The organism is Intrasporangium sp. (genome assembly GCF_035280925.1).
GTDB lineage: Bacteria > Actinomycetota > Actinomycetes > Actinomycetales > Dermatophilaceae > Intrasporangium.
In genome coordinates this window covers 1-20,297 of record NZ_DATEEY010000068.1, presented here as the reverse complement: position 1 = coordinate 20,297, position 20,297 = coordinate 1, and the positions used below count along the sequence as shown (strand labels likewise).

At 70.0% G+C, this 20,297-nt stretch carries 17 protein-coding genes; 7 read left to right on the top strand and 10 right to left on the bottom strand.

What is annotated here, in order from left to right:
* The 6 genes from VJN29_RS07005 to VJN29_RS06980 form a co-directional block, all read right to left on the bottom strand.
* On the bottom strand, positions 1–206 hold a 206-nt coding region (locus tag VJN29_RS07005; protein ID WP_324142902.1), incomplete at its 3' end, for a saccharopine dehydrogenase NADP-binding domain-containing protein.
* Positions 207–212: 6 nt separating this feature from the next.
* Positions 213–1,019 (bottom strand): ABC transporter permease, encoded by an 807-nt coding sequence (locus tag VJN29_RS07000; RefSeq protein WP_324142901.1) that lies wholly within the window; start codon positions 1,017–1,019, stop codon positions 213–215.
* 1 nt (position 1,020) lies between these two features.
* On the bottom strand, positions 1,021–1,950 hold the full coding sequence (locus tag VJN29_RS06995; RefSeq protein ID WP_324142900.1) for an ABC transporter permease: 930 nt from the start codon (positions 1,948–1,950) through the stop codon (positions 1,021–1,023).
* Complete coding sequence (locus VJN29_RS06990) at positions 1,940–3,070, bottom strand: ABC transporter ATP-binding protein (protein ID WP_324142899.1); 1,131 nt, start codon at positions 3,068–3,070, stop codon at positions 1,940–1,942. Before VJN29_RS06990 ends, VJN29_RS06995 begins: the two co-directional genes overlap by 11 nt.
* On the bottom strand, positions 3,070–4,326 hold the full coding sequence (locus VJN29_RS06985) for a spermidine/putrescine ABC transporter substrate-binding protein (protein WP_324142898.1): 1,257 nt from the start codon (positions 4,324–4,326) through the stop codon (positions 3,070–3,072). The genes VJN29_RS06990 and VJN29_RS06985 overlap by 1 nt, the downstream gene beginning before the upstream one ends.
* 145 nt (positions 4,327–4,471) lie before the next feature.
* A complete protein-coding gene (locus tag VJN29_RS06980) occupies positions 4,472–5,920 on the bottom strand; it encodes a gamma-aminobutyraldehyde dehydrogenase (RefSeq protein WP_324142897.1) in 1,449 nt (482 codons plus the stop codon).
* 113 nt (positions 5,921–6,033) lie between these two features.
* Here VJN29_RS06980 and VJN29_RS06975 point away from each other — a divergent pair, with 113 nt between their 5' ends.
* The 3 genes from VJN29_RS06975 (at position 6,034) to VJN29_RS06965 (ending at position 9,126) form a co-directional block, all read left to right on the top strand.
* Positions 6,034–6,567, top strand: coding sequence for an Lrp/AsnC family transcriptional regulator (locus tag VJN29_RS06975; RefSeq protein WP_324142896.1), 534 nt, complete (start codon positions 6,034–6,036; stop codon positions 6,565–6,567).
* Positions 6,564–8,003 carry an aspartate aminotransferase family protein gene (locus VJN29_RS06970; RefSeq protein WP_324142895.1) on the top strand — a complete coding sequence of 480 codons (1,440 nt, stop codon included), beginning with the start codon at positions 6,564–6,566 and terminating at the stop codon, positions 8,001–8,003. The genes VJN29_RS06975 and VJN29_RS06970 overlap by 4 nt, the downstream gene beginning before the upstream one ends.
* Before the next feature lie 427 nt (positions 8,004–8,430).
* Positions 8,431–9,126, top strand: a complete 696-nt coding sequence (locus tag VJN29_RS06965) for a hypothetical protein (RefSeq protein ID WP_324142894.1) — start codon at positions 8,431–8,433, stop codon at positions 9,124–9,126.
* Between the two features lie 155 nt (positions 9,127–9,281).
* On the opposite strand, the gene VJN29_RS06960 is transcribed toward VJN29_RS06965, so the two are convergent.
* Positions 9,282–10,217: an AEC family transporter gene (locus tag VJN29_RS06960; protein WP_324142893.1), complete on the bottom strand. Its 936-nt coding sequence runs from the start codon at positions 10,215–10,217 to the stop codon at positions 9,282–9,284.
* 68 nt (positions 10,218–10,285) lie between these two features.
* Positions 10,286–11,956, bottom strand: coding sequence for a fatty acid--CoA ligase (locus tag VJN29_RS06955; protein ID WP_324142892.1), 1,671 nt, complete (start codon positions 11,954–11,956; stop codon positions 10,286–10,288).
* Positions 11,957–12,026: 70 nt separating this feature from the next.
* Here VJN29_RS06955 and VJN29_RS06950 point away from each other — a divergent pair, with 70 nt between their 5' ends.
* The 3 genes from VJN29_RS06950 (at position 12,027) to VJN29_RS06940 (ending at position 15,862) form a co-directional block, all read left to right on the top strand.
* On the top strand, positions 12,027–13,151 hold the full coding sequence (locus VJN29_RS06950) for a Rossmann fold nucleotide-binding protein (protein WP_324142891.1): 1,125 nt from the start codon (positions 12,027–12,029) through the stop codon (positions 13,149–13,151).
* Between the two features lie 81 nt (positions 13,152–13,232).
* Entirely contained in the window at positions 13,233–14,681 is a 1,449-nt protein-coding gene (gene hemG / locus VJN29_RS06945; RefSeq protein WP_324142890.1) for a protoporphyrinogen oxidase, read from the top strand.
* Positions 14,678–15,862 (top strand): TIGR04053 family radical SAM/SPASM domain-containing protein, encoded by a 1,185-nt coding sequence (locus tag VJN29_RS06940; protein ID WP_324142889.1) that lies wholly within the window; start codon positions 14,678–14,680, stop codon positions 15,860–15,862. Before hemG ends, VJN29_RS06940 begins: the two co-directional genes overlap by 4 nt.
* Positions 15,863–15,866: 4 nt before the next feature.
* On the opposite strand, the gene VJN29_RS06935 is transcribed toward VJN29_RS06940, so the two are convergent.
* Complete coding sequence (locus tag VJN29_RS06935; protein ID WP_324142888.1) at positions 15,867–17,789, bottom strand: propionyl-CoA synthetase; 1,923 nt, start codon at positions 17,787–17,789, stop codon at positions 15,867–15,869.
* 64 nt (positions 17,790–17,853) lie between these two features.
* Complete coding sequence (locus VJN29_RS06930) at positions 17,854–19,194, bottom strand: MFS transporter (protein WP_414654330.1); 1,341 nt, start codon at positions 19,192–19,194, stop codon at positions 17,854–17,856.
* 71 nt (positions 19,195–19,265) lie between these two features.
* Here VJN29_RS06930 and VJN29_RS06925 point away from each other — a divergent pair, with 71 nt between their 5' ends.
* The gene (locus tag VJN29_RS06925; RefSeq protein ID WP_324142887.1) at positions 19,266–20,288 is read left to right on the top strand and encodes a GlxA family transcriptional regulator; all 1,023 of its coding nucleotides are present in this window, start codon (positions 19,266–19,268) and stop codon (positions 20,286–20,288) included.
* Positions 20,289–20,297: the final 9 nt, after the last annotated feature.

The window sequence follows — 20,297 nt, the reverse complement described above, 5'->3', positions numbered from 1 at the left end:
GACGCGTCGACCTGCGCCGCGACGAACCGTCCCGGGCCGCCGGACAAGCCATCTGCCGTATGCCGCTGGGTCACCTCCCGCACGGTGCGCTGGGCCCGCGCCACGTCGAAGTCGGCGACGACCCACAGCTCGAAGAAGTCGCGCTCCGCCGCGATGCGCGCCGCGGCATCTCCGACGCCGCCGGAGCCGATCATGAGCACCCGCATGGAGGATCAGGCCACCTGTCGGTTGCGCCGGTTGGAGATGACCTGGCCGGCGACGACGACGGTGACGGCGATGAGGAACATCATCGTGCCGATCACGTACACCTGGATCGGCACGCCGCGGGCCGCCGCGCCCCACACGTACATGGGGAAGGTGATCGAGCTCGGGCTCGCGTTGAAGTTCGTGATGATGTAGTCGTCGAAGCTGAGCGAGAAGGCCAGCAGGGCACCGGCCGCGATGCCCGGGGCGGACAACGGCAGGGTCACGCGCAGGAAGGTCTGGAACGGGGTGGCGCCGAGATCGGCGGCCGCCTCCTCGAGCCGGGGGTCGAGGGTCGCCACCCGTGCCTTGACGGCCACGACGACGAACGAGATGCAGAACATGATGTGCGCGATGAGGATCGCCGTCGGTCCCGTGGGCAGCCCCAACATGAGGAAGAGCGTGAGCAGGCTCGATCCCATGACGACCTCGGCCGTGGCCATCGGCATGAAGATGAGCAGGTTGGTCGAGGACCGACCCCGGAACCGGTAGCGCCCCAGGGCGAAGGCGATCATCGTGCCGAGGATGGTCGCGACGAGCGACGCGGTGATCCCGATCCGCAGGCTGAGGCCCACGGAGTCGCAGATACCGACCGTGCCGCACGGGTTGGTCCACCCCTCGGTCGAGAACTGGTTGAAGTTGTAGTTGAACCGGCCCTGCGGGTCGTTGAACGAGAAGACCGCGACGACGACGTTCGGCACGAGCAGGTAGGCCAGCACGGCGATCGCGGCGAAGGCGATCAGGTGGCGTCGGATCCAGTTGATGATCCCGGACATGTCAGAGCAGCTCCTCGGTCCCGGCCCGGCGGACGTACAGCGAGACCAGGGTGACGATGACGACGAGCAGGATGAACGACAGTGCTGCGGCGAGGGGGTAGTCGAGCACCCGCAGGAACAGGCTGTCGATGACCGACCCGATCATCGACGTCTGGGTGTTGCCGAGCAGACGCGCGTTGATGAAGTCACCGCTCGCGGGGATGAAGGTCAGCAGGGTCCCGGCCACCACACCGGGCAGCGACAGTGGCCAGGTGACCCGGCGGAACGCGTGCCACGGCGTGGCGTAGAGGTCCCCTGCCGCCTCGAGCAGCCGTGGATCGAGCCGTTCGAGTGACGCGTAGAGCGGCAGGATCATGAAGGGCAGGAAGTTGTAGGTCAGCCCCATGACCACGGCGAACGGGGAGAAGAGCAGCGAGTCGGTCGAGGTCAGGCCGACCGCCTGGAGCAGATCGGTGATCCCCAGCTTCTGGGCCCACTCGGTGATGAAGAAGTTGTCCGAGAGAATCGTCTTCCAGGCCAGGGTCCTGATCAGGAAGCTGGTGAAGAAGGGCGCGATGACGAGGACGAGGACGACGTTCTTCCAGCGACCCGCCTTCTGGGCGATGAAGTAGGCCAACGGGTACCCGAGCAGGAGGGCCAGCACCGTCGCGAGGCCGGCGTAGACGAGCGAGCGCAGCATGTGCGGCCAGTACCGGCTGAACGCATCGGCGTAGATGCCGATGTTGCCGGTGAAGGTGAACCCCTCCTCGACGCTGCCCTCCTGCAGGGACTGCGACCCGAGGGTGATCATCGGGAGCACGAAGAAGATGACCAGCCAGAGCAGGCCCGGCACGAGCAGGACGTACGGCACCCAGTTGCGCCGCGTGGGGTTCGGCGGGATGGCGGTGCCGAGAGGGTTGGTCCGAACCCGAGGCGTCGCCTCAGACATCATCCTCGACCATCGCTCCCGCCTCGGCGTCCTGCGATGCGTCGAGGGCGAAGCCGTGCTCCGCCGCCCAGGACAGGGTGACCTGCTCACCGAGGGCGGCGCGGGCCGACCCGTCGTTCTGCTGGACCACCGTCAGCTCGCGCCCCCAGGGCATCGCGACCATGTACTGCGTCGCGACCCCGCTGAAGGACACATCGCGGATGGTGCCGCGCAGCCGGTTGGGGCCGCCCGACTCGCCGAGCCGCAGCTTCTCCGGCCGCACGCCGAGCCAGACGTCGGTGACCCCTTGGGGCACGTGGTCCTCGACGACCTCGAGGTCGGCGTCGTGGCTGCGGACGAGCGTGATCCCCTCGCGACCCGAGCCGGGCACCACCTTCGCCCGGAGCAGGTTCGACTGCCCGAGGAAGTTGGCGACGAAGGTCGACTCCGGCTGCTCGTAGAGGGTCGCCGGGTCGCCGAGCTGCTCGATCCGGCCCTCGTTCATCACCGCGATGGAATCGGCCATCGTCATGGCCTCCTCCTGGTCATGGGTGACGTGGATGAAGGTCAGGCCGACCTCCTGCTGGATCCGCTTCAGCTCGATCTGCATCTGCCGCCGCAGCTTGAGGTCGAGCGCGCCGAGCGGCTCGTCCAGGAGCAGCACGTCCGGGCGGTTGACGAGCGCTCGAGCCAGCGCAACCCGCTGCTGCATGCCGCCGGAGAGCTGGCTCGGCTTGCGGCCACCGAGGCCCTCCAGCTGGACGAGCTCGAGGGCCTCGAGGGCCTTCCGTCGGGCGTCCTTGTCCCCGCGGCGCTTCAACCCGAACATGACGTTGTCGAGCACCGTCATGTGCGGGAAGAGCGCATACGACTGGAAGACGGTGTTGACGTTGCGCTGATGGGCCTTCGTCGCGGTGATCTCCTGGTCCCCGATGTGGATCGATCCGGCGGTCGGCGCCTCGAGGCCCGCGATCATCCGCAGGGTCGTCGTCTTTCCGCAGCCCGACGGTCCGAGGAGCGCGAAGAAGGAGCCCTGGGGAACGGTGAGGTCCATCGGCTCCACCGCGGTGAACGAGCCGAACGACTTCGTGAGGGAGGCGAGCCGCAGGTCGCCGCGTCCCCGCTCGACGGAGGTCTGCGTCATCAGCCCGTGACGACTGCGTTGAACGCGCGGGAGTACTTCGTCTGCTCGGCCGGGCTGAGCCCGCGGAAGACGTGGGACTTGCTCAGGACCTCGGGCGTCGGCGCGATGAGCGGGTTCTCGCCGAGCTCGGCGTCGATCTTGACCAGCTCCTCCTTGGCGCCCTTGACCGGCGGGATGTAGTTCACCCAGGCCGCGACCTGCGCCATGACCGCGGGGTCGTAGTAGTGGTTGATGAGCAGCTCGGCGTTCTTCTTGTGCCGCGCCATCGCCGGGATGACGAAGTTGTCGGACCAGAGCATGAAGCCCTTCTCCGGCAGCGCGTACTGGACCGCCTCGTTGTCGAACTGCAGCTGGACGACGTCACCGGTCCACGCCATGCACGCGGCGATGTCGCCCTTGGCCAGGCCGTCCGTGTACTCGTTGCCGGTGAACCGCAGGATCTGACCCGAGTCCTTGGCCTGCTGGATCATCGCGAGCGCAGCGTCGAAGTCCGCGTCGGTGAAGTTCGCGGGGTCCTTGCCCTGCTCGAGGAGGACGAGTCCCATGGTGTCCACCATCTCGGTAAGGAGCGTGACCTTGCCCTTGAGGGCAGGGTCGGTGAGCAGCTGCTCGATGGACTCGACCTTCTTGCCGCCAGTTGCATCGAGGTTGTACCCGATGCCGGCGAAGCCGCTCTGCCACGGCAGCGAGTGGGCGCGACCCTTGTCGAACTCGACGTCCTTGAGGGAGTCGTTCAGGTTCTTCGCGTTGGGGATGTTGGCCATGTCGAGCTTCTGGACGTAGCCCTGCCGGATGAGGCGCGCCACCATCCAGTCGGTGGAGCACCAGACGTCGCGACCCGTGTCCTGACCGCCCTCGAGCAGCGGCCGGACCTTGGCGTAGAACTCGTCGTTGTCGAGGTAGTCCTCGGTGTAGTTGACCTTGATCCCGGTCGCCTTGGTGAAGGCGTCGATCGAGGGACGCGACTTGCCGTCGTCCGTGACGTCGATGTACTCGGTCCAGTTCGACCAGTTGACGACCTTCTCCGTGTCGCTCATGTCCTGGGCCGCCTTGGCCGAGGGAGCCGCGCCGCCGGCGGTTCCATTGGGAGTGGACGGGTTGCGTCCCTCCGAGCCACACGCGGCGAGGAAGGCCGCGGCGCCCAGGCCGGCGGCGCCCATCATCGCCGAGCGGCGGCTCACGAGTCCGCGTGCGAGGGCGGCGCGAAAGGCGAGGTTGTCGTTGCCCATGGACGGGCCTGTCGAGTTGTCGGTCATGAGGTTTTGGCTCCCGGGAGTGGTGCTGTGTGGGGGTTTTGTGGGCCGTATGCCGCTCAGCCGGCCCGCGAGGCGAGGTGACCTCGGGAGCGGGCCCAGCGGCATACGGCCACGTGGTTCACCAGAGTGAGGTGACCCACGCGGGTCACGAGTCTATGTTGGCCATCACGTGCTTGATGCGGGTGTAGTCCTCGAACCCGTACATCGACAGGTCCTTGCCGTAGCCGCTGTGCTTGAAACCCCCGTGTGGCATCTCGGCGACGATCGGAATGTGGGTGTTGATCCAGACGGCACCGAAGTCGAGCCGCTTGCTGACCCGCATGGCCCGGCCGAAGTCCCTGGTCCAGACGCTCGACGCCAGACCGTACTGGACGTCGTTGGCCCAGGCCACGGCGACATCCTCGTCGGTGAACTGCTGCACCGTGATGACCGGGCCGAAGATCTCGGTCTGGACCTGCTCGTCCTGCTGCTGCAGCCCGGCGAGGACGGTCGGCTCGAAGAAGTAACCCTCGCCGAGGCCCTTGACCCGCGAGCCGCCGGCGACGACGCGCGCGTGGTCGGGCAGCCGGTCGATGAAGCCGGAGACGTGCGCCACCTGGTTCGGGTTGTTGACCGGTCCGAACGCCGCCTCGTCGTCATCGGGCATGCCGACCTTGACCGCGGACGCGGCGTACTCGCCGAGGGCGGCGACGAAGTCGTCGTGGATCCGGGGGCCGGCCAGGACACGGGTCGCGGCGGTGCAGTCCTGTCCGGCGTTGAAGTAGCCGGCACCGGCGATGCCCTCGACCGCGGCCTCGAGGTCGGCGTCGTCGAAGACGATGACCGGGGCCTTGCCGCCGAGCTCGAGGTGGACCCGCTTGAGGCTGCGTGCCGCGCCCTCGGCAACCTGCATGCCGGCGCGGATCGAGCCGGTGATCGCAACGAGGGCCGGCGTGTCGTGCTCGACGAGCCTGCGGCCCGTGTCCCGGTCACCGGTGACGACGTTGAACGTCCCCTCCGGGAGGAACTCGGACGCGACCTCCGCGAGCAGGAGCGTCGTCTCGGGAGTCGTGTCCGACGGCTTGAGGACGATCGTGTTGCCCGCGGCGAGCGCCGGGGCGATCTTCCACATCGCCATCATCATCGGGTAGTTCCACGGGGTGACCTGGCCGACGACGCCGATCGGCTCGCGGCGGATCCAGGAGGTGTGCCCGGCCATGTACTCGCCCGCTGCCTTGCCCTCGAGGACGCGCGCGGCCCCGGCGAAGAACCGGAGCTGGTCGACCATCGGGGGAACCTCCTCCGACGCCGTCAACGCGTGCGGCTTGCCGGTGTTCTCCGCCTCGAGGCGGACGAACTCGTCGGCCCGGGCCTCGATGGCGTCGGCGAACTTGAGCAGGGCCTGCTGCCGTTCGCTCGGCGTCGCCTCCCCCCAGGTCCCGAAGGCCTTGGCCGCCGACGCGTAGGCGCGGTCGACGTCGGCCGCGGAGCTGACCGGGGCCTTGGCGACCACGGCTGCCGTGGCGGGGTTGACGATGTCGGTCATGGTGTCGGCGTCACTGTCGACGTACTGGCCACCGATGAAGTTGCGGAGCTGGCGAACCTCGGAAGTCATGCGCGCACTCTAACCACGAAACCTCCTGATTCGGAATACATCCGTGGGTGAATCTTCGGAATCAGTCGTTGACCGCCTTGCCAAGCGCGCGTTTCACCAGTCAAGATCACTCCATGTCGACGAGAGTGACCGCCCGGGACGGCGCGTCCGAGCGCCCATCCGCCGCCCGCGCCGGCGCGAACGGCCGCGCCGGGAAGTCGCCTCACCTCGACGCCGTCTCCAAGGCCATCATCGAGCAGCTCCAGCACGACGGACGCAAGTCCTACGCGTCGATCGCGGCCGAGGTCGGCCTCTCCGAGGCCGCAGTGCGTCAGCGGGTCCAACGGCTCCTCGATGCCGAGATCATGCAGATCGTCGCGGTGACCGACCCGCTCCAGGTGGGCTTCCTCCGCTCGGCGATGATCGGCCTGCGGGTGTCCGGTGACATGACGCAGGTCGCCGACGCCCTGACCGCGATGGAGGAGGTCGACTACGTCGTCACGACCGCGGGCAGCTTCGACATCCTCGCCGAGGTCGTCTGCGAGGACGACGACCACCTCCTGGACCTGCTGACCAAACGGATCCGGGTCCTCCCGAACGTCACCGCCACGGAGACGTTCGTCTACCTGAAGCTCAACAAGCAGCTCTACAACTGGGGAACACGATGACACTCAACCCGAACGACGTCTGGGAGCCCTCCTCGGACCAGCGCACGCCCGCCGGCACGCTTCTCTCCGAGGCGGCCCGTGACCACCTGTGGATGCACTTCACGCGCCACTCGGTGTTCGAGGAGCCCGGCGCCGGTGGGCTCGGCCACGCCGTTCCCATCATCACCAGGGGCCAGGGCTGGAAGATCTGGGACGACCGCGGCAACGAGTACATCGACGGCCTGGCCGGCCTCTTCGTCGTCCAGGTCGGCCACGGGCGCGAGGAGCTCGCGGAGGCGGCGGCCAAGCAGGCGCGCGAGCTGGCGTTCTTCCCGCTGTGGTCGTACGCCCATCCGAAGGCCATCGAGCTGGCCGAGCGCCTGGCCGGGTACGCCCCCGGTGACCTCAACCGGGTGTTCTTCACCACGGGCGGTGGCGAGGCCGTCGAGTCGGCGTGGAAGCTCGCCAAGCAGTTCTTCAAGCTGACCGGCAAGCCGACCAAGCACAAGGTCATCTCGCGGTCGGTGGCGTATCACGGCACTCCGCAGGGCGCGCTCTCGATCACCGGCATCCCCGGTGCCAAGGAGATGTTCGAGCCGCTCGTCCCGGGCGCGTTCAAGGTGCCGAACACCAACCTCTACCGCGCGCCCGAACACCTGCGCGATGACGAGAAGGCCTTCGGCAGGTGGGCGGCCGACCGGATCGCCGAGGCCATCGAGTTCGAGGGTCCGGACACCGTCGCGGCGGTCTTCCTCGAGCCGGTGCAGAACTCCGGTGGCTGCTTCCCCCCGCCGGCCGGGTACTTCGAGCGGGTCCGGGAGATCTGCGACGAGTACGACGTCCTGCTCGTCGCGGACGAGGTCATCACCTCCTTCGGGCGCATCGGGTCGATGTTCGCGTCGATCGACTTCGGGTTCCAGCCCGACATCATCACCTGCGCCAAGGGGATGACGAGCGGCTACTCCCCGATCGGCGCGATGATCGCGAGCGACCGCCTCTTCGAGCCGTTCAAGAAGGGGACGACGTACTTCCCGCACGGCTACACCTTCGGTGGCCACCCCGTCTCGGCCGCCGTGGCCCTGGCCAACCTCGACATCTTCGAGCGCGAGGGCCTGAACGCCCACGTCAAGTCGCAGGCACCGGCGTTCAAGGCGACGCTGGACCGGCTGCTCGACCTCCCGCTCGTCGGTGACGTCCGTGGGGCCGGGTTCTTCTACGGGATCGAGCTCGTCAAGGACAAGCAGACGCGCGAGACCTTCGACGAGGCGGAGTCCGAGCGCCTGCTGCGTGGCTTCCTGTCCAAGGCCCTCTTCGACGCGGGGATCTACTGCCGGGCGGACGACCGCGGTGACCCCGTGGTGCAGCTCGCGCCGCCCCTGATCATGGGCCAGGAGCAGTTCGACGACATCGAGTCCCGGCTGCGAGGTGTGCTCAAGGAGGCCGAGAACCACCTCTGACCCCGCCACCCGGGCTCCCCATTGATCGAGTGAACACCTTCTGGCCGTATGCCGCCCAGCTCGCTCCCCCACACGCCACCCGAAACGTGTTCTCTCGATCGTGGACGGCGAAGGCGGGCCGGCCCCTGCCGATCGAGTGAACACCTTCTGGCCGTCTGCCGCCCGGCTCGCTCCCACACGCCCGCCCCGAAAGGTGTTCCCTGGATCGTGGACGGCGAAGGCGGGCCGGCCGCTGCCGATCGAGTGAACACCTTCTGGCCGTATGCCGCCCGGCTCGATCCCACACGCCCGCCCCGAAACGTGTTCTCTCGATCGTAGGGGCGATCTCACGGTGCCGTCGGTGCCGTCGGAACCACAGCGGGTAGGACAGTCGTTGTAGGCCCGAACGCCTGATCTCCGCCTGCTGTCGCCGAACAAAGGAGTCGTCATGGGTTTCCTCGACCGTCTGCTGGGCCGCGAACCCCAGCCCCAGGGTCGCCAGCAGTGGGGTGCTCCCCCGCCGAGTGGGCGGCCGTACGACGTCCCGCCGCCGCGCGGTGGCGCGTCCAGCGAGGACGAGCGCGCCATCGCCCGCTACCGCTACCTGCTGCGGACCGCGCCGCCGGAGGACATCGAGAAGGTGCACGCCGAGGCCTTCGCACAGCTGTCGCCGGAGCAGCGTCAGATGGTGCTCCAGCGGCTGACCGAGGACCTGCCCGAGTCGGAGCGTCCGCGCAGCGACCAGCCGGCCGACCTCGCCCGAAGCGCGACGCGGGCCGAGATGAGCCAGCCCGGCTACCTGCAGGGTGCGTTCGGTGGCGGTCGCGGTGGCATGGGCATGGGCATGGGCGGGATGTTCGCCGGCTCCATGCTGGGGACGATTGCCGGCTTCGTCGTCGGCTCGGCCATCGCCGATGCCATGCTCGGCGGCTACGAGTCCTCCCCCGAGGCGGCCGAAGCCGGTGACGCCAGCGGGGACGCGGGTGGCGACTACGCCGGTGGAGAGGCCGGTGGCGACGCGGGAGGCGGCGCCGGTGGAGATGCCGGTGGAGATGCCGGTGGAGATGCCGGCGGCGACTTCGGCGGCGGGGGGTTCGGCGATTTCGGAGGCGGGGACTTCGGCGGCGACTTCGGCGGCTTCTGACCCACCCGACCTTCCCGACCTCCCGGGGCCTCAACCGGCACCACACCCGCTTACCGACCGCTCGGGCCGACTGCAGCGCGAGCAACCAGTCGATGAGCGGAGTGTTGTCGGCGTGGGCGGAGCCGGGTGGTCGTCGGCAGCGGTCCGCGGGCGGGTCAGACGCCGGCGACATGGAACAGGCCGGCGATCGCGATGATGACCGGCACGGACGCGAACGTGCTGATGAAGATCGCGTCGCGGGCGAGGTTGACCTCCCGCCGGTACTGCACCGCGTAGGTGAAGATGTTCTGCGCCGTGGGCAGGGCCGCGGTCACGACCACGGCGAACAGCGGCTGACCCTCCAGGCCCACCGCCGATCCGATGCCGAGGGCGATGGCCGGCATGGCGAGCGTTTTCAGGCCGACGATGCTCCACACGTGCGGTGCCGATGCACCGGCCGCCGGACGCGGGCCGCGCCGCAGCGAGATCCCGAAGGCGAGGAGCATGGAGGGCACCGCCATGTTGCCGAGCAGCTCGATCGGATCGGCCACGACCCGCGGCAGGGTCATGTCCCGAACCGCGATGAGCAGTCCCGCCATCGCGCCGATGGTGATGGGGTTGCTGAACATCCGCCGCACGCTGCGCAGCAGCGTCGGACGTTCGCCGCGCGCATCGCTGTCGAACAGGGCCATGTAGACCGGCGTGATGATGAGCAGCTGCATGAGCAGGGTGGGCGCGACCCAGGCGACGTCACCGAGGACGTAGAGCGCGATGGGGATGCCGAGGTTGCCGGCGTTGACGTAGCCGGCGGACAGACTGCCGATGAGCAGCGATCCGAGCCCGGAGCCAGGCCAGCGGAGCCGCGCCAGCAGCAGGTAGAGAGCGACGACGACGATGAAGCTCGACAGCGAGGTGAGCAGGTTGCGCGACAGGACCGCATCGAGCGGAGTGCGCTGCATCACCGTGAGCAGCAGTGCCGGCGACGCCACGTAGAACGCGAGCCGCGAGAGGTTCACCTGGGCGGAGTCGTCGAGAATGCGAAGGTGCGCGAGGAACCAGCCGACTGCGACGATGACAGCGATGGTCGCGAAACCCTCGAGGACACCCAGCACGGGGCGATCCTGTCAGGTCCGCTGCCACCCGCCCTGAGCTGACCGGCCCCCGACTGCTCCGGCCCGCATCAGTGCACCGTGACCACCTCGAGGTCACCGTCGGCGAAGCGCCTGCGGAGCAGCTTCTTGTCGAACTTGCCGACGCTCGTCTTGGGCACCTCGTCGATGACGGCCCAGCGTTCGGGTACCTGCCAGTGCGCCACCTTGCCCTCGAGGAAGGCACGCAGGTCGGCCACCGTCGTGGACGTGCCCGGCTTGAGGACCACCGAAGCCAGGGGCCGCTCTCCCCAGCGCTCGTCAGGCACGCCGACGACCGAGGCCTCGAGTACGTCCGGATGCGCCATCACGGCGTTCTCCAGGTCGACCGAGCTGATCCATTCGCCGCCCGACTTGATGACGTCCTTGGCCCGGTCCGTCAAAGTCAGGTAGCCATTCGGTGAGAGCCGTCCAACGTCGCCGGTCCGCAACCACCCGTCGTCGAACTTCGCGGCGGCCTCGGCCAGGTCGGTCGCTGTCTCGGTGCCGTTGGCGTAGTAGGAGTGCGTGATCCAGGGCCCGCGGACCTCGAGCTCACCGACCGACTCGCCGTCCGACGGCACGATGCTGCCGTCCGGCCCGACCAGCCGACCTTCGACACCGCAGAGCAGCCGGCCCTGGCTGGACTTGTAGCGCCAGTACTCCTCGGTGCCCGGCTCGACGCCTTGTGGCGGGAGGGCCAGTGAGCCCACCGGGGACATCTCGGTCATGCCCCAGCCGTGCACGATGTCGATGTCGTAGCGGTCGGCGAACGCGCGGATCAGGGCGGGTGGCGCCGCGGACCCACCGACCATGAGCATCCGACAGCTCGACACGTCGGCATCGCGCTCGTCGAGGTGATGGAGCAGGTCGTTCCAGATCGTCGGTACGCCGGCGCCGCCCGTGACCCGCTCGGCCGCGATCATCGCCGCCAGCGGCTCGGCCTGGAGGAACCGGTCCGGCATGACGAGCGTGGCCCCGGTGACCATGGCGCAGTAGGGGAAGCCCCACGCGTTGGCGTGGAAGAGCGGCACGACGATGAGGAGCCGGTCCCGCGACGAGATGCCGAGGGTCCCGGCGACGCCCATGCTGTGCAGCACGTTGCTGCGGTGCGAGTACGCGACCCCCTTGGGGTTGCCGGTGGTTCCGGAGGTGTAACACATGGAGGCCGCGTCGTTCTCGTCGAGGTGCTCCGGCCAGTCGAAGCTCGTCGGGTGGTCGGCGAGCAGGGTCCCGTAGTCATGGACCGCCTCGACGTGGGCGGGCGACCCCAGGGCACGACGCGTCTCGTCGTCCACCGGCCCGCTGACGATGACGTGCCGCACGGATGGGAGGTGCTCGACCAGCCTGGCGAAGGGCGCAGCCAAGGTGTTGTCCACGATGACGACCTCGCTGCCGCCATGACGAGCGACATAGACGAGCTGCTCGGGGTACAGCCGGATGTTGAGCGCGTGGAGCACGGCACCCATGGACGGCACCGCCAGGTAGGCGGTGAGGTGCTCGGCGTTGTTCCACATGAACGTGCCCACCCGCTGGTCCCCGGTGACGTCGAGGTCGCGAAGCGCATGGGCGAGCTGGGCTGCCCGGTGGCCGACGTCGCGGTAGGACATCCGACGTGGTCCCTCGGCAGTCCACGTGACGACCTCACTGTCCCCGTGGATCGTCGTGCCGTGGCGCACCAGGGACGACAGGAGCAGGGGCGTGGCCTGCATCGTGCTCTTCATGACGGCAGCGTGCCACGCTTGGTGGCCGTGCGCACCACGTCGCCGGTTCCCCTTCGGGCACGATGGCGACATGGAGATCGAGTCCCTCGACGCCCTGGACGACCACCTGGCCGACGGCGGCAGCCTGCACGGTCTGCGCCTCCAGAACCTCGACCTCACCGACTACGCCGCCGCCCTCGCCGGGCACAGCGCCCACGGTGACCTCAGGGGTCTCGTGGTGCTCGGTGGGGTGGTTCCTCCCGACGTCGCCGAGGTCCTCCACCGCGGCGGCGCCGTCGTCTTTCCGCAGGTGGTCGGCGCTCCGGTCGACCCGTGGCGCGGCCTCTACTACCCGGAGGACCTCTACGCCGGCCTCGAGCACGGCTACGCCGCGACCCCCGATGCCCGCGCCTACGCCTGGTCGATCGACGCGCGCATCAGCACCGATGCCTACGCGACCCTCATTCGAGCGATCCACGACGACACGGTCACTGACGACCTGGACGAGTTCGTGGAGGGGCGCTCCGTCGTCGGCGTCATGGGCGGTCATGCGCTCCTGCGGGGCACGCTGGAGTACGCAGAGGCGGCCGAGCTCGGCCGGCGTCTCGCCGCGGCGGGGCACGTCGTCCTCACCGGCGGCGGCCCGGGCGCGATGGAGGCGGCCAACCTCGGAGCCTTCGCCCCGCAGGGCGAGGCTCTTGAGGGGGCCCTCGCCCGGCTGGCCGCCGTCCCGTCCTTCCGACCGGAGATCACCCCATGGGCGCAGCTGGCAATGGAGGTGCGCCACGACCTGGTCGGCGACGAGCCGGTCATGCCTCCCGACACTCTCGGGCCATCCGCCAGCTCCCTCGGGATCCCGACGTGGTTCTACGGACACGAGCCGCCGAACGTCTTCTGTGACGCGGTGGCGAAGTACTTCTCCAACGCGATCCGCGAGGACGGCATCCTTGCGCGCAGCAACGCCGGGGTCGTCGTGCTGAGCGGTGCGGCAGGGACGGTGCAGGAGATCTTCCAGGCGGTGACGCCGCTGTACTACGCGCACGAGGACGAACCCCTCCCCCCGCTCGTCCTCGTCGGCCGCACGCACTGGACGGAGACCGTGCCGGTCTGGCCCGCCCTTCGAAAACTGGCCGCCGGTCGACGGATGGCTGGGGCACTCCACCTCGTCGACGCCCTCGACGACGCGCTCGCCTGCTTGCCGAGCCCCGTCGGCTGAGCCGCCCGCACCCTCGGTTCACGCCGACGGTCACGCGAGTACTACTATCCGTAGTATTTGTTGCCGACCCAGGGTGAAGACATGACCGAGCCACAACGTGCCCATCGCGTCGTCGTCGTCGGGGGTGGGATGACCGGTCTGGTCGCCGCACGACGTCTGGCCCTGGCGGGTCAGGACGTCACCGTCGTCGAGCAGCGGGGCCGACTGGGTGGTCAAGTCCACACCGTGCGCATGGGGTCGCGCTGGGTCGATGTCGGCGCAGAGGCCGTGCACCTCGGGGCGCCGGCGGCCCGGCAGCTCGTCACGGAGCTCGGCCTCGTTGACAGCGTCCTCGGCAGCCGGGCCGGCCAGAGCTGGCTGTGGACCGGCCGCGGGTTGCGTGCCCTGCCCGCAGGAGTCACGCCCTCCGGCCCGACCCGGTTGCGACCGGTGCTGACGAGTGGGGTCATGTCCGCCCGGGGGCTCGGCCGTGCCGGCCTCGAACCCCTCGTCGCGCGGGTCCGCCCGGGGCTGGCCGACGACGAGGACGTCTCCGTCGGCGAGTTCGTCTCCTCGCGGTTCGGGGCCGAGGTGACGGAGCGCTTCATCGACCCCCTGCTCGGCAGCCTCCATGCCGGAGACGTGCACCGCCTCAGCCTCCGCGCCTGTGCTCCCGCCCTGGTCGACGCAGCCACGCACCGCAGATCGCTGGTGCGCCGGAGGCAGGCGGCTGCTCCCCAACCGGGCTGCGCCCCGACGCTGCCCATGTTCGGAACGTGGTCGGGCGGCCTGCACACCCTCACGGAGGCCCTCCTCGCCGGCCTCCCCGTCACGGTGCGCCTCGGCTGCCGCGTCCAGCGCCTGACGGCAGCACCCACGGGGTACGCCCTGGAGCTCGCGGACGCCGGCGGCGCTGTCGCGGAGCTGCGGGCCGATGCAGTCGTCCTTGCCGTCCCCGCGTCGGCCGCTTCACCCTTGGTCGCACCACACAGCCCGCGTGCGGGTGGCATCCTCGACGACGCCGAGGTCGCCAAGGTCGCGACCGTCGTGCTCGGCTTCAACCGGTCCGCGACGAAAGCCCTCCGGGCCTTCGGGGGCACCGGGGTGCTCCTGCCCTCGACCTCCGGGATGCTTCTCAAGGCGGCCACGCACCTCTCGCGCAAGTGGCCCCAGTTCGCAGACGACGACTCCTGCCTGGTCCGGTTGTCGGCAGGGCGGAGCGGCGACGACCGCCTCGCCGCGCTGACCGATGACGAGCTGGCCAGGCAGCTGGCTGCCGAGTTCCGCACCGTGACCGGCCTCGACGCGCCGGCTGAGGTGCTTCACGTCCAGCGCTGGCCCGATGGTCTCCCCCAGCTGGGGGTGGGGCACCAGGCGCGACTGCACACGCTCCGCGAGGAGCTCGCACGCGCGCTGCCGGGCGTCGTCGTGGCCGGTTCCGCCTACGAGGGACTCGGCCTCGCCTCCTGCATCACGTCCGGCGAGGCGGCCGCCGCCGCCGTGTCGGCCGGGCTCACTCGAACCACCACCACCAAGGAGGTCCGCGCATGACACCCGTCACCGAACGCACCGCAGTACGCCGCCTGCGCCATGCCCCCGAGGAACGCCCGATGATCGTGATCTGGGAGGTGACCCGGGCCTGTGCGCTCGTCTGTCTCCACTGCCGGGCCGATGCACAGCACCGTCGCAACCCGCACGAGCTCACGACGGAGCAGGGCCGGGCGCTGCTCGACGACATCGCCGCCTTCGGCAGGCCGTATCCGATTGTCGTGCTCACCGGCGGCGACCCGTTCGAGCGGCCCGACCTGGCCGATCTGGTCCGTCACGGCACCTCCCTCGGCCTGCACATGGCGCTGTCCCCATCGGTCACGCCGCGGCTGACCAGAGAGGTCCTCACCGAGCTGCACGATGCGGGGGCCGGCGCGCTCTCACTCTCCCTCGACGGTGCCGAGGCCGCGACCCACGACGCCTTCCGGGGCGTCCCGGGTGTCTTCGACGCGACGCTGCGGGCTGCCCAGGAGGTCCGCGACACCGGCTTCCGGCTGCAGATCAACTCCACCGTCACCCGAGCCAACGTGCACGAGCTGCCCGAGCTCCTTCGCCTGGTCATCGACCTCGGCGCATCCCTGTGGAGCGTCTTCTTCCTCGTCCCGACCGGCCGCGGGGAGCTGCTCCAGCCCCTCGAGCCCCAGCAGGTCGAGGACGTGCTCAACTGGCTGCACGACGTCTCGGACCTCGTGGCCATCAAGAGCACCGAGGCGCCCCACTACCGCCGCGTCGCCATCCAGCGCGCCCGAGCCGGCGTCGAGGGCATCCCCGGCGAGGCCCCCGCCGTCGGTGAACTCCACCAGCAGCTCACCGACGCCGTGGCCGAGCTGCGAGCCCAGCGGCATACGGCAACTCGTCGCCCAAGGCCGCCCATCGAGGTCAACTCCGGCAGGGGATTCGCGTTCATCGACCACCTGGGCGAGGTCTACCCCAGTGGCTTCCTGCCCCACCAGTGCGGCAACGTCAAGGACGCCGGCTTCCGCGAGCTCTACCGCACGAGCCCGCTCCTGCGCTCGCTGCGAGACCCCGCACAGTTCCACGGCAAGTGCGGCGTGTGCGAGTTCCGCGAGGTGTGCGGCGGGAGCCGGTCCCACGCGTATGCCGTGACGGGCGACGTGCTCGCGTCCGACCCGACCTGCGTCCACGAGCCGACCGCCTGGACCGCGGACCCGCAGCCGCGCTGACGAGTCAGCTCCCGCGAAGCACCGGACCCAGTCCCTCGAGCACGCTCGCGTCCTCGATCGTCGCCGGCACCGCTGGCGAGCCACCGTCGGCGATCTCGCGCATCGTCTTGCGCAGGATCTTGCCCGATCGCGTCTTCGGCAGGCCGGGGACGATGTCAACCCGGTGCAGCGCAGCAACGGCGCCCACCTCGCCGCGCACGCGCGCGACGAGCTCCGTGCGGATCCGCTCGCCCTCGGCCACGCCGTCGATCCCCGCCTTGAGCACGACGAGCGCCCGTGGCACCTGGCCCTTGAGCTCGTCGTGCACGCCGATGACGGCACACTCCGCGACCGCCTCGTGCCCGGCCAGCGCGGCCTCGATCGAGCCGGTCGACAGGCGGTGGCCGGCGACGTTGAGGACGTCGTCAGTGCGACCCATGACGAACAGGTAACCGTCCTCGTCGATGTAGCCGCCGTCCCCGGTGAGGTAGTAGCCCGGGTAGGCCGCGAGGTACGACGAGACGTAGCGCTCGTCGTCCTGCCACAGCGTCGGCAGCGTGCCGGGTGGCATGGGCAGCTTGATGCAGATCGAGCCCTCCTTGCCGGCCGGGAGCTCGGCCCCCTCACCGTCAAGGACTTGCACGTCATACCCGGGCACCGCGACGGTGGGCGAGCCCGGCTTGATCGGCAGCAGCTCGATCCCCTTGGGGTTGCAGGCGATCGGCCAGCCCGTCTCGGTCTGCCACCAGTTGTCGATGACCGGCACACCGAGGGCCGCAGAGGCCCACTCGTACGTGTCCGGGTCGAGCCGCTCCCCCGCGAGGTACAGCGTGCGGAAGGACGACAGGTCGTAGTCCTTGACGAGCGACGCCGTCGAGTCCTCCTTCTTGATGGCGCGGAACGCCGTCGGCGCCGTGAACAGGCAGACCGCACCGTACTCGGAGATGACGCGCCAGAAGGCTCCGGCGTCCGGCGTCCCGATCGGCTTGCCCTCGTAGAGCACCGTCGTCGCGCCCGTCAGCAACGGCCCGTAGACGATGTAGGAGTGGCCGACGACCCAGCCGACGTCGCTCGCCGTGAACATCGTCTCGCCGGGCTGGACGTCGTAGAGGTTGGCCATCGACCAGCGCAGCGCGACGGCGTTGCCACCGCTGTCGCGGTAGATCCCCTTGGGCTTCCCGGTCGTGCCCGAGGTGTAGAGGATGTAGAGCGGGTCGGTGGCGGCGACCGTGACCGGCTCCGCCCCTGCTTGGGCCGCAGGGCCTGACTCGAACTGCGCCCAGTCGATGTCGCGCTCCCCCAGCTCGGCCCGCTCCTGCGGGCGCTGGAGGATGACGCACGCCTCCGGCTTGTGCTCCGAGCGGTGGATCGCCTCGTCGAGGAACGGCTTGTACTTCACGACGCGCGACGGCTCGATGCCGCACGAGGCCGACAGGACCACTCTGGGAGCAGCGTCGTCGATGCGTGCCGCGAGCTCCTGCGGCGCGAACCCACCGAAGACGACGGAGTGCACGGCGCCGATCCGCGCGCAGGCCAGCATGGCGATGACCGCCTCCGGCACCATCGGCATGTAGATGACGACGCGGTCGCCCTTCTCGACACCGAGGCCGCGCAGCCCGCCGGCCACGGCGCGCACCCGAGCGAGCAGGGCGGCATACGTGATGGTCTCCTTGGTGCCGGTCACCGGGGAGTCGTAGCGGATGGCGGGCTGGTCGCCGCGGCCCGCGGCAACGTGCCGGTCGACCGCGTTGTGGCAGACGTTGAGCTCCCCGTCGGGGTACCAGCGGTAGAACGGCGGGTTGTCCGCGTCGAGGATGCGGGTGGGCGGGGTGACCCAGTCGATCAGCTCGGCCGCCTGCGCCCAGAAGGCGTCCGGGTCCTTGAGGCTCGCCTCGTACGTGGCGCGGTAGTTCGAGGGGTATGCCGCTGGGCTCGCTCCGTCGCTCATGTTCCCACCCTGCCCGGTCGGGATGGCCGCGGCCAGTCCCGAGTGCGTCGCACGAGCCGAGTGGTCAGATCCCGTCGGCGAGCGGGGAGTCAGCGGTGACGCGCCGTCTGGCGATGGACATCGACATGGCGGCGGCCGCGAAACAGAGGGCACCGGCGACGTACCAGGCGACGGTGTAGGCGCCGAGCTCGTCGCGGATGAGACCCGCGCCCGTGGCGGCGATCGCGGCACCGATCTGGTGTGCGGCGAAGACCCAGCCGAAGACGATCGGGGCCCGCTCGCCGAACGCCTCGCGGCAGAGGGCGATGGTCGGCGGCACCGTGGCGACCCAGTCGAGCCCGTAGAAGACGATGAAGGCGAGCATGTTGACGTGCAGGTCGTCGCTGAACAGCGAGGGCAGGAGCAGGAGCGAGGCGCCCCGGAGGGTGTAGTACACGCCGAGCAGCACCCGTGGGTCCATGCGGTCGGTGAGCCACCCGGAGAAGACCGTTCCTGCGATGTCGAAGATGCCCACGAGGGCGAGCAGCCACGCAGCCGTCGTCAGCGGCATGCCGTGGTCATGGGCAGCCGGGATGAAGTGGGTGCCGACGAGCCCGTTCGTCGAGATCCCGCAGATGGCGAAGCCGCCGGCGAGCAGCCAGAACACCTTGGTGCGGGCTGCGTCACCGAGCGCCTCGAGGGCGAGCCGTACCGCTCGGCCGTCAGGCCGGGCCGGGCGGGTGGTGGGGGTGCCGGCCGGGGCGCCGTAGGCGGTGATGCCCAGGTCGCTCGGGTGGTCGTGCAGCCGCCACAGGACGAGCGGCACGACGAGGAGGGCCGTGGCGCCCGTCGCGAGCGCGGCGGAGCGCCATCCACTGTGCTCGGCGAGCCAGGCGAGCACCGGCAGGAAGACGAGCTGGCCGGTCGCGCCGGCGGCGGTGAGCAGGCCGGTCACGAGTCCGCGGCGCTTGACGAACCACCGGCCGGTCACCGTCGCGACGAGGGCCATCGCCATGGCGCCCGTGCCCAGCCCGACGAACAGACCCCAGGACAGGACGAGCTGCCACGAGGCCGTCATCCAGATGGGCAGCAACGAGCCGACGCTGACGAGCACCAAGGCGCAGGCGACGACGCGCTGGACCCCCAGTCGCTCCATCAGGGCGGCCGAGAAGGGAGCGACCAGGCCGTAGAGCACGAGGTTGACCGAGACGGCGCCGCCGATGACCCCCATCGGCCAGCCGAACTCGTCGTGGAGCGGGTTCATCATGACGCCGGGTGTCGAGCGGAAGCCGGCGGCGCCGATGATCGTCAGGAAGGTCACCCCGGCGACCCACCAGGCGGGGTGGACGCGGGGGCTTGCTCGCGGCGGTCGCCGGGACGGGTCGTCTGGCGGAAGCCGCTCCGGCGTCTGGTCGGTGATGCTCACGGTCACACTTTCCGGGACGATGGGCCCGCGGAACGAGTGGCCCGGAGGACATCATGTGCAAGAATCTGGCCATGAGCGCTCGCAGTCCGCGATCCGGGACGGCACCGCACCTCGTCGTCGTGCTCGCCCTCGACACCGTCATCGCGTTCGAGCTCGGGCTCGCGCACCGCTTCCTGGCCGCATCGTCGCTCGACCCGGGGTGGCCGGGACCCAGGACTGGGGCGGTGCCACCCTACGAGGTCCGGATGGTCACCCTGGACGACGGGCCGGTCATGACCTCGGCCGGGTATGCTGCGCAGCCGACCCACCCGAATCGCCTGCTCGCAGAGGCCGACACGATCATCGTGCCCGGCATCGGCGGCCCCATCGTCGAGACGGGCGTGCTGCCCGAGGCACTCCACCGGCTCGCCGCGACCGCCCGGCCCGACGCCCGCTGGGTCTCGATCTGCACGGGGGCCTTCGTCCTGGCGGGACTGGGCCGGCTGCGGGGCCGAGTCGCAACGACCCACTGGGTTCACGTCGACGCGTTCACCCGGCACTTCCCCGACGTGCCGCTCAACCCCGACGTGCTCTACGTCGACCACGGCGACGTGCTCACCTCGGCGGGCAACGCGGCCGGCATCGACCTGCTCCTGCACCTCGTGCGCTCCGACCTGGGCGCGGAGGCGGCCAACCGTGTCGCCCGTGGCGCCGTCGTCGCGCCGTGGCGCGCGGGCGGCCAGGCCCAGTTCATCGACCGACCCATCCCCGAGGAGAGCGACGCCGGCACCGGCCCGGCCCGCACCTGGGCGCTCGAGCACCTCGCCGAGCCGATCGGCCTGACCGACCTGGCCCGCCAGTGCGGGATGTCGGTGCGGACCTTCACACGTCGGTTCCGCGAGGAGACGGGCGAGACGGCGGGGGCGTGGCTCGCGCGGGCTCGCGTCGACCGCGCCCGGCACCTGCTCGAGTCCACCGACCTGTCCGTGGACCGGATCGCCGCCGAGTCGGGCTTCGGGACGGGCGCGTCGCTGCGCCAGCACCTCTCGGCCTCGGTCGGGCTCTCCCCGCTCGCCTACCGCCGAACCTTCCGCGTCGAGGCCGACAGCGCCTGAGCGCCTGAG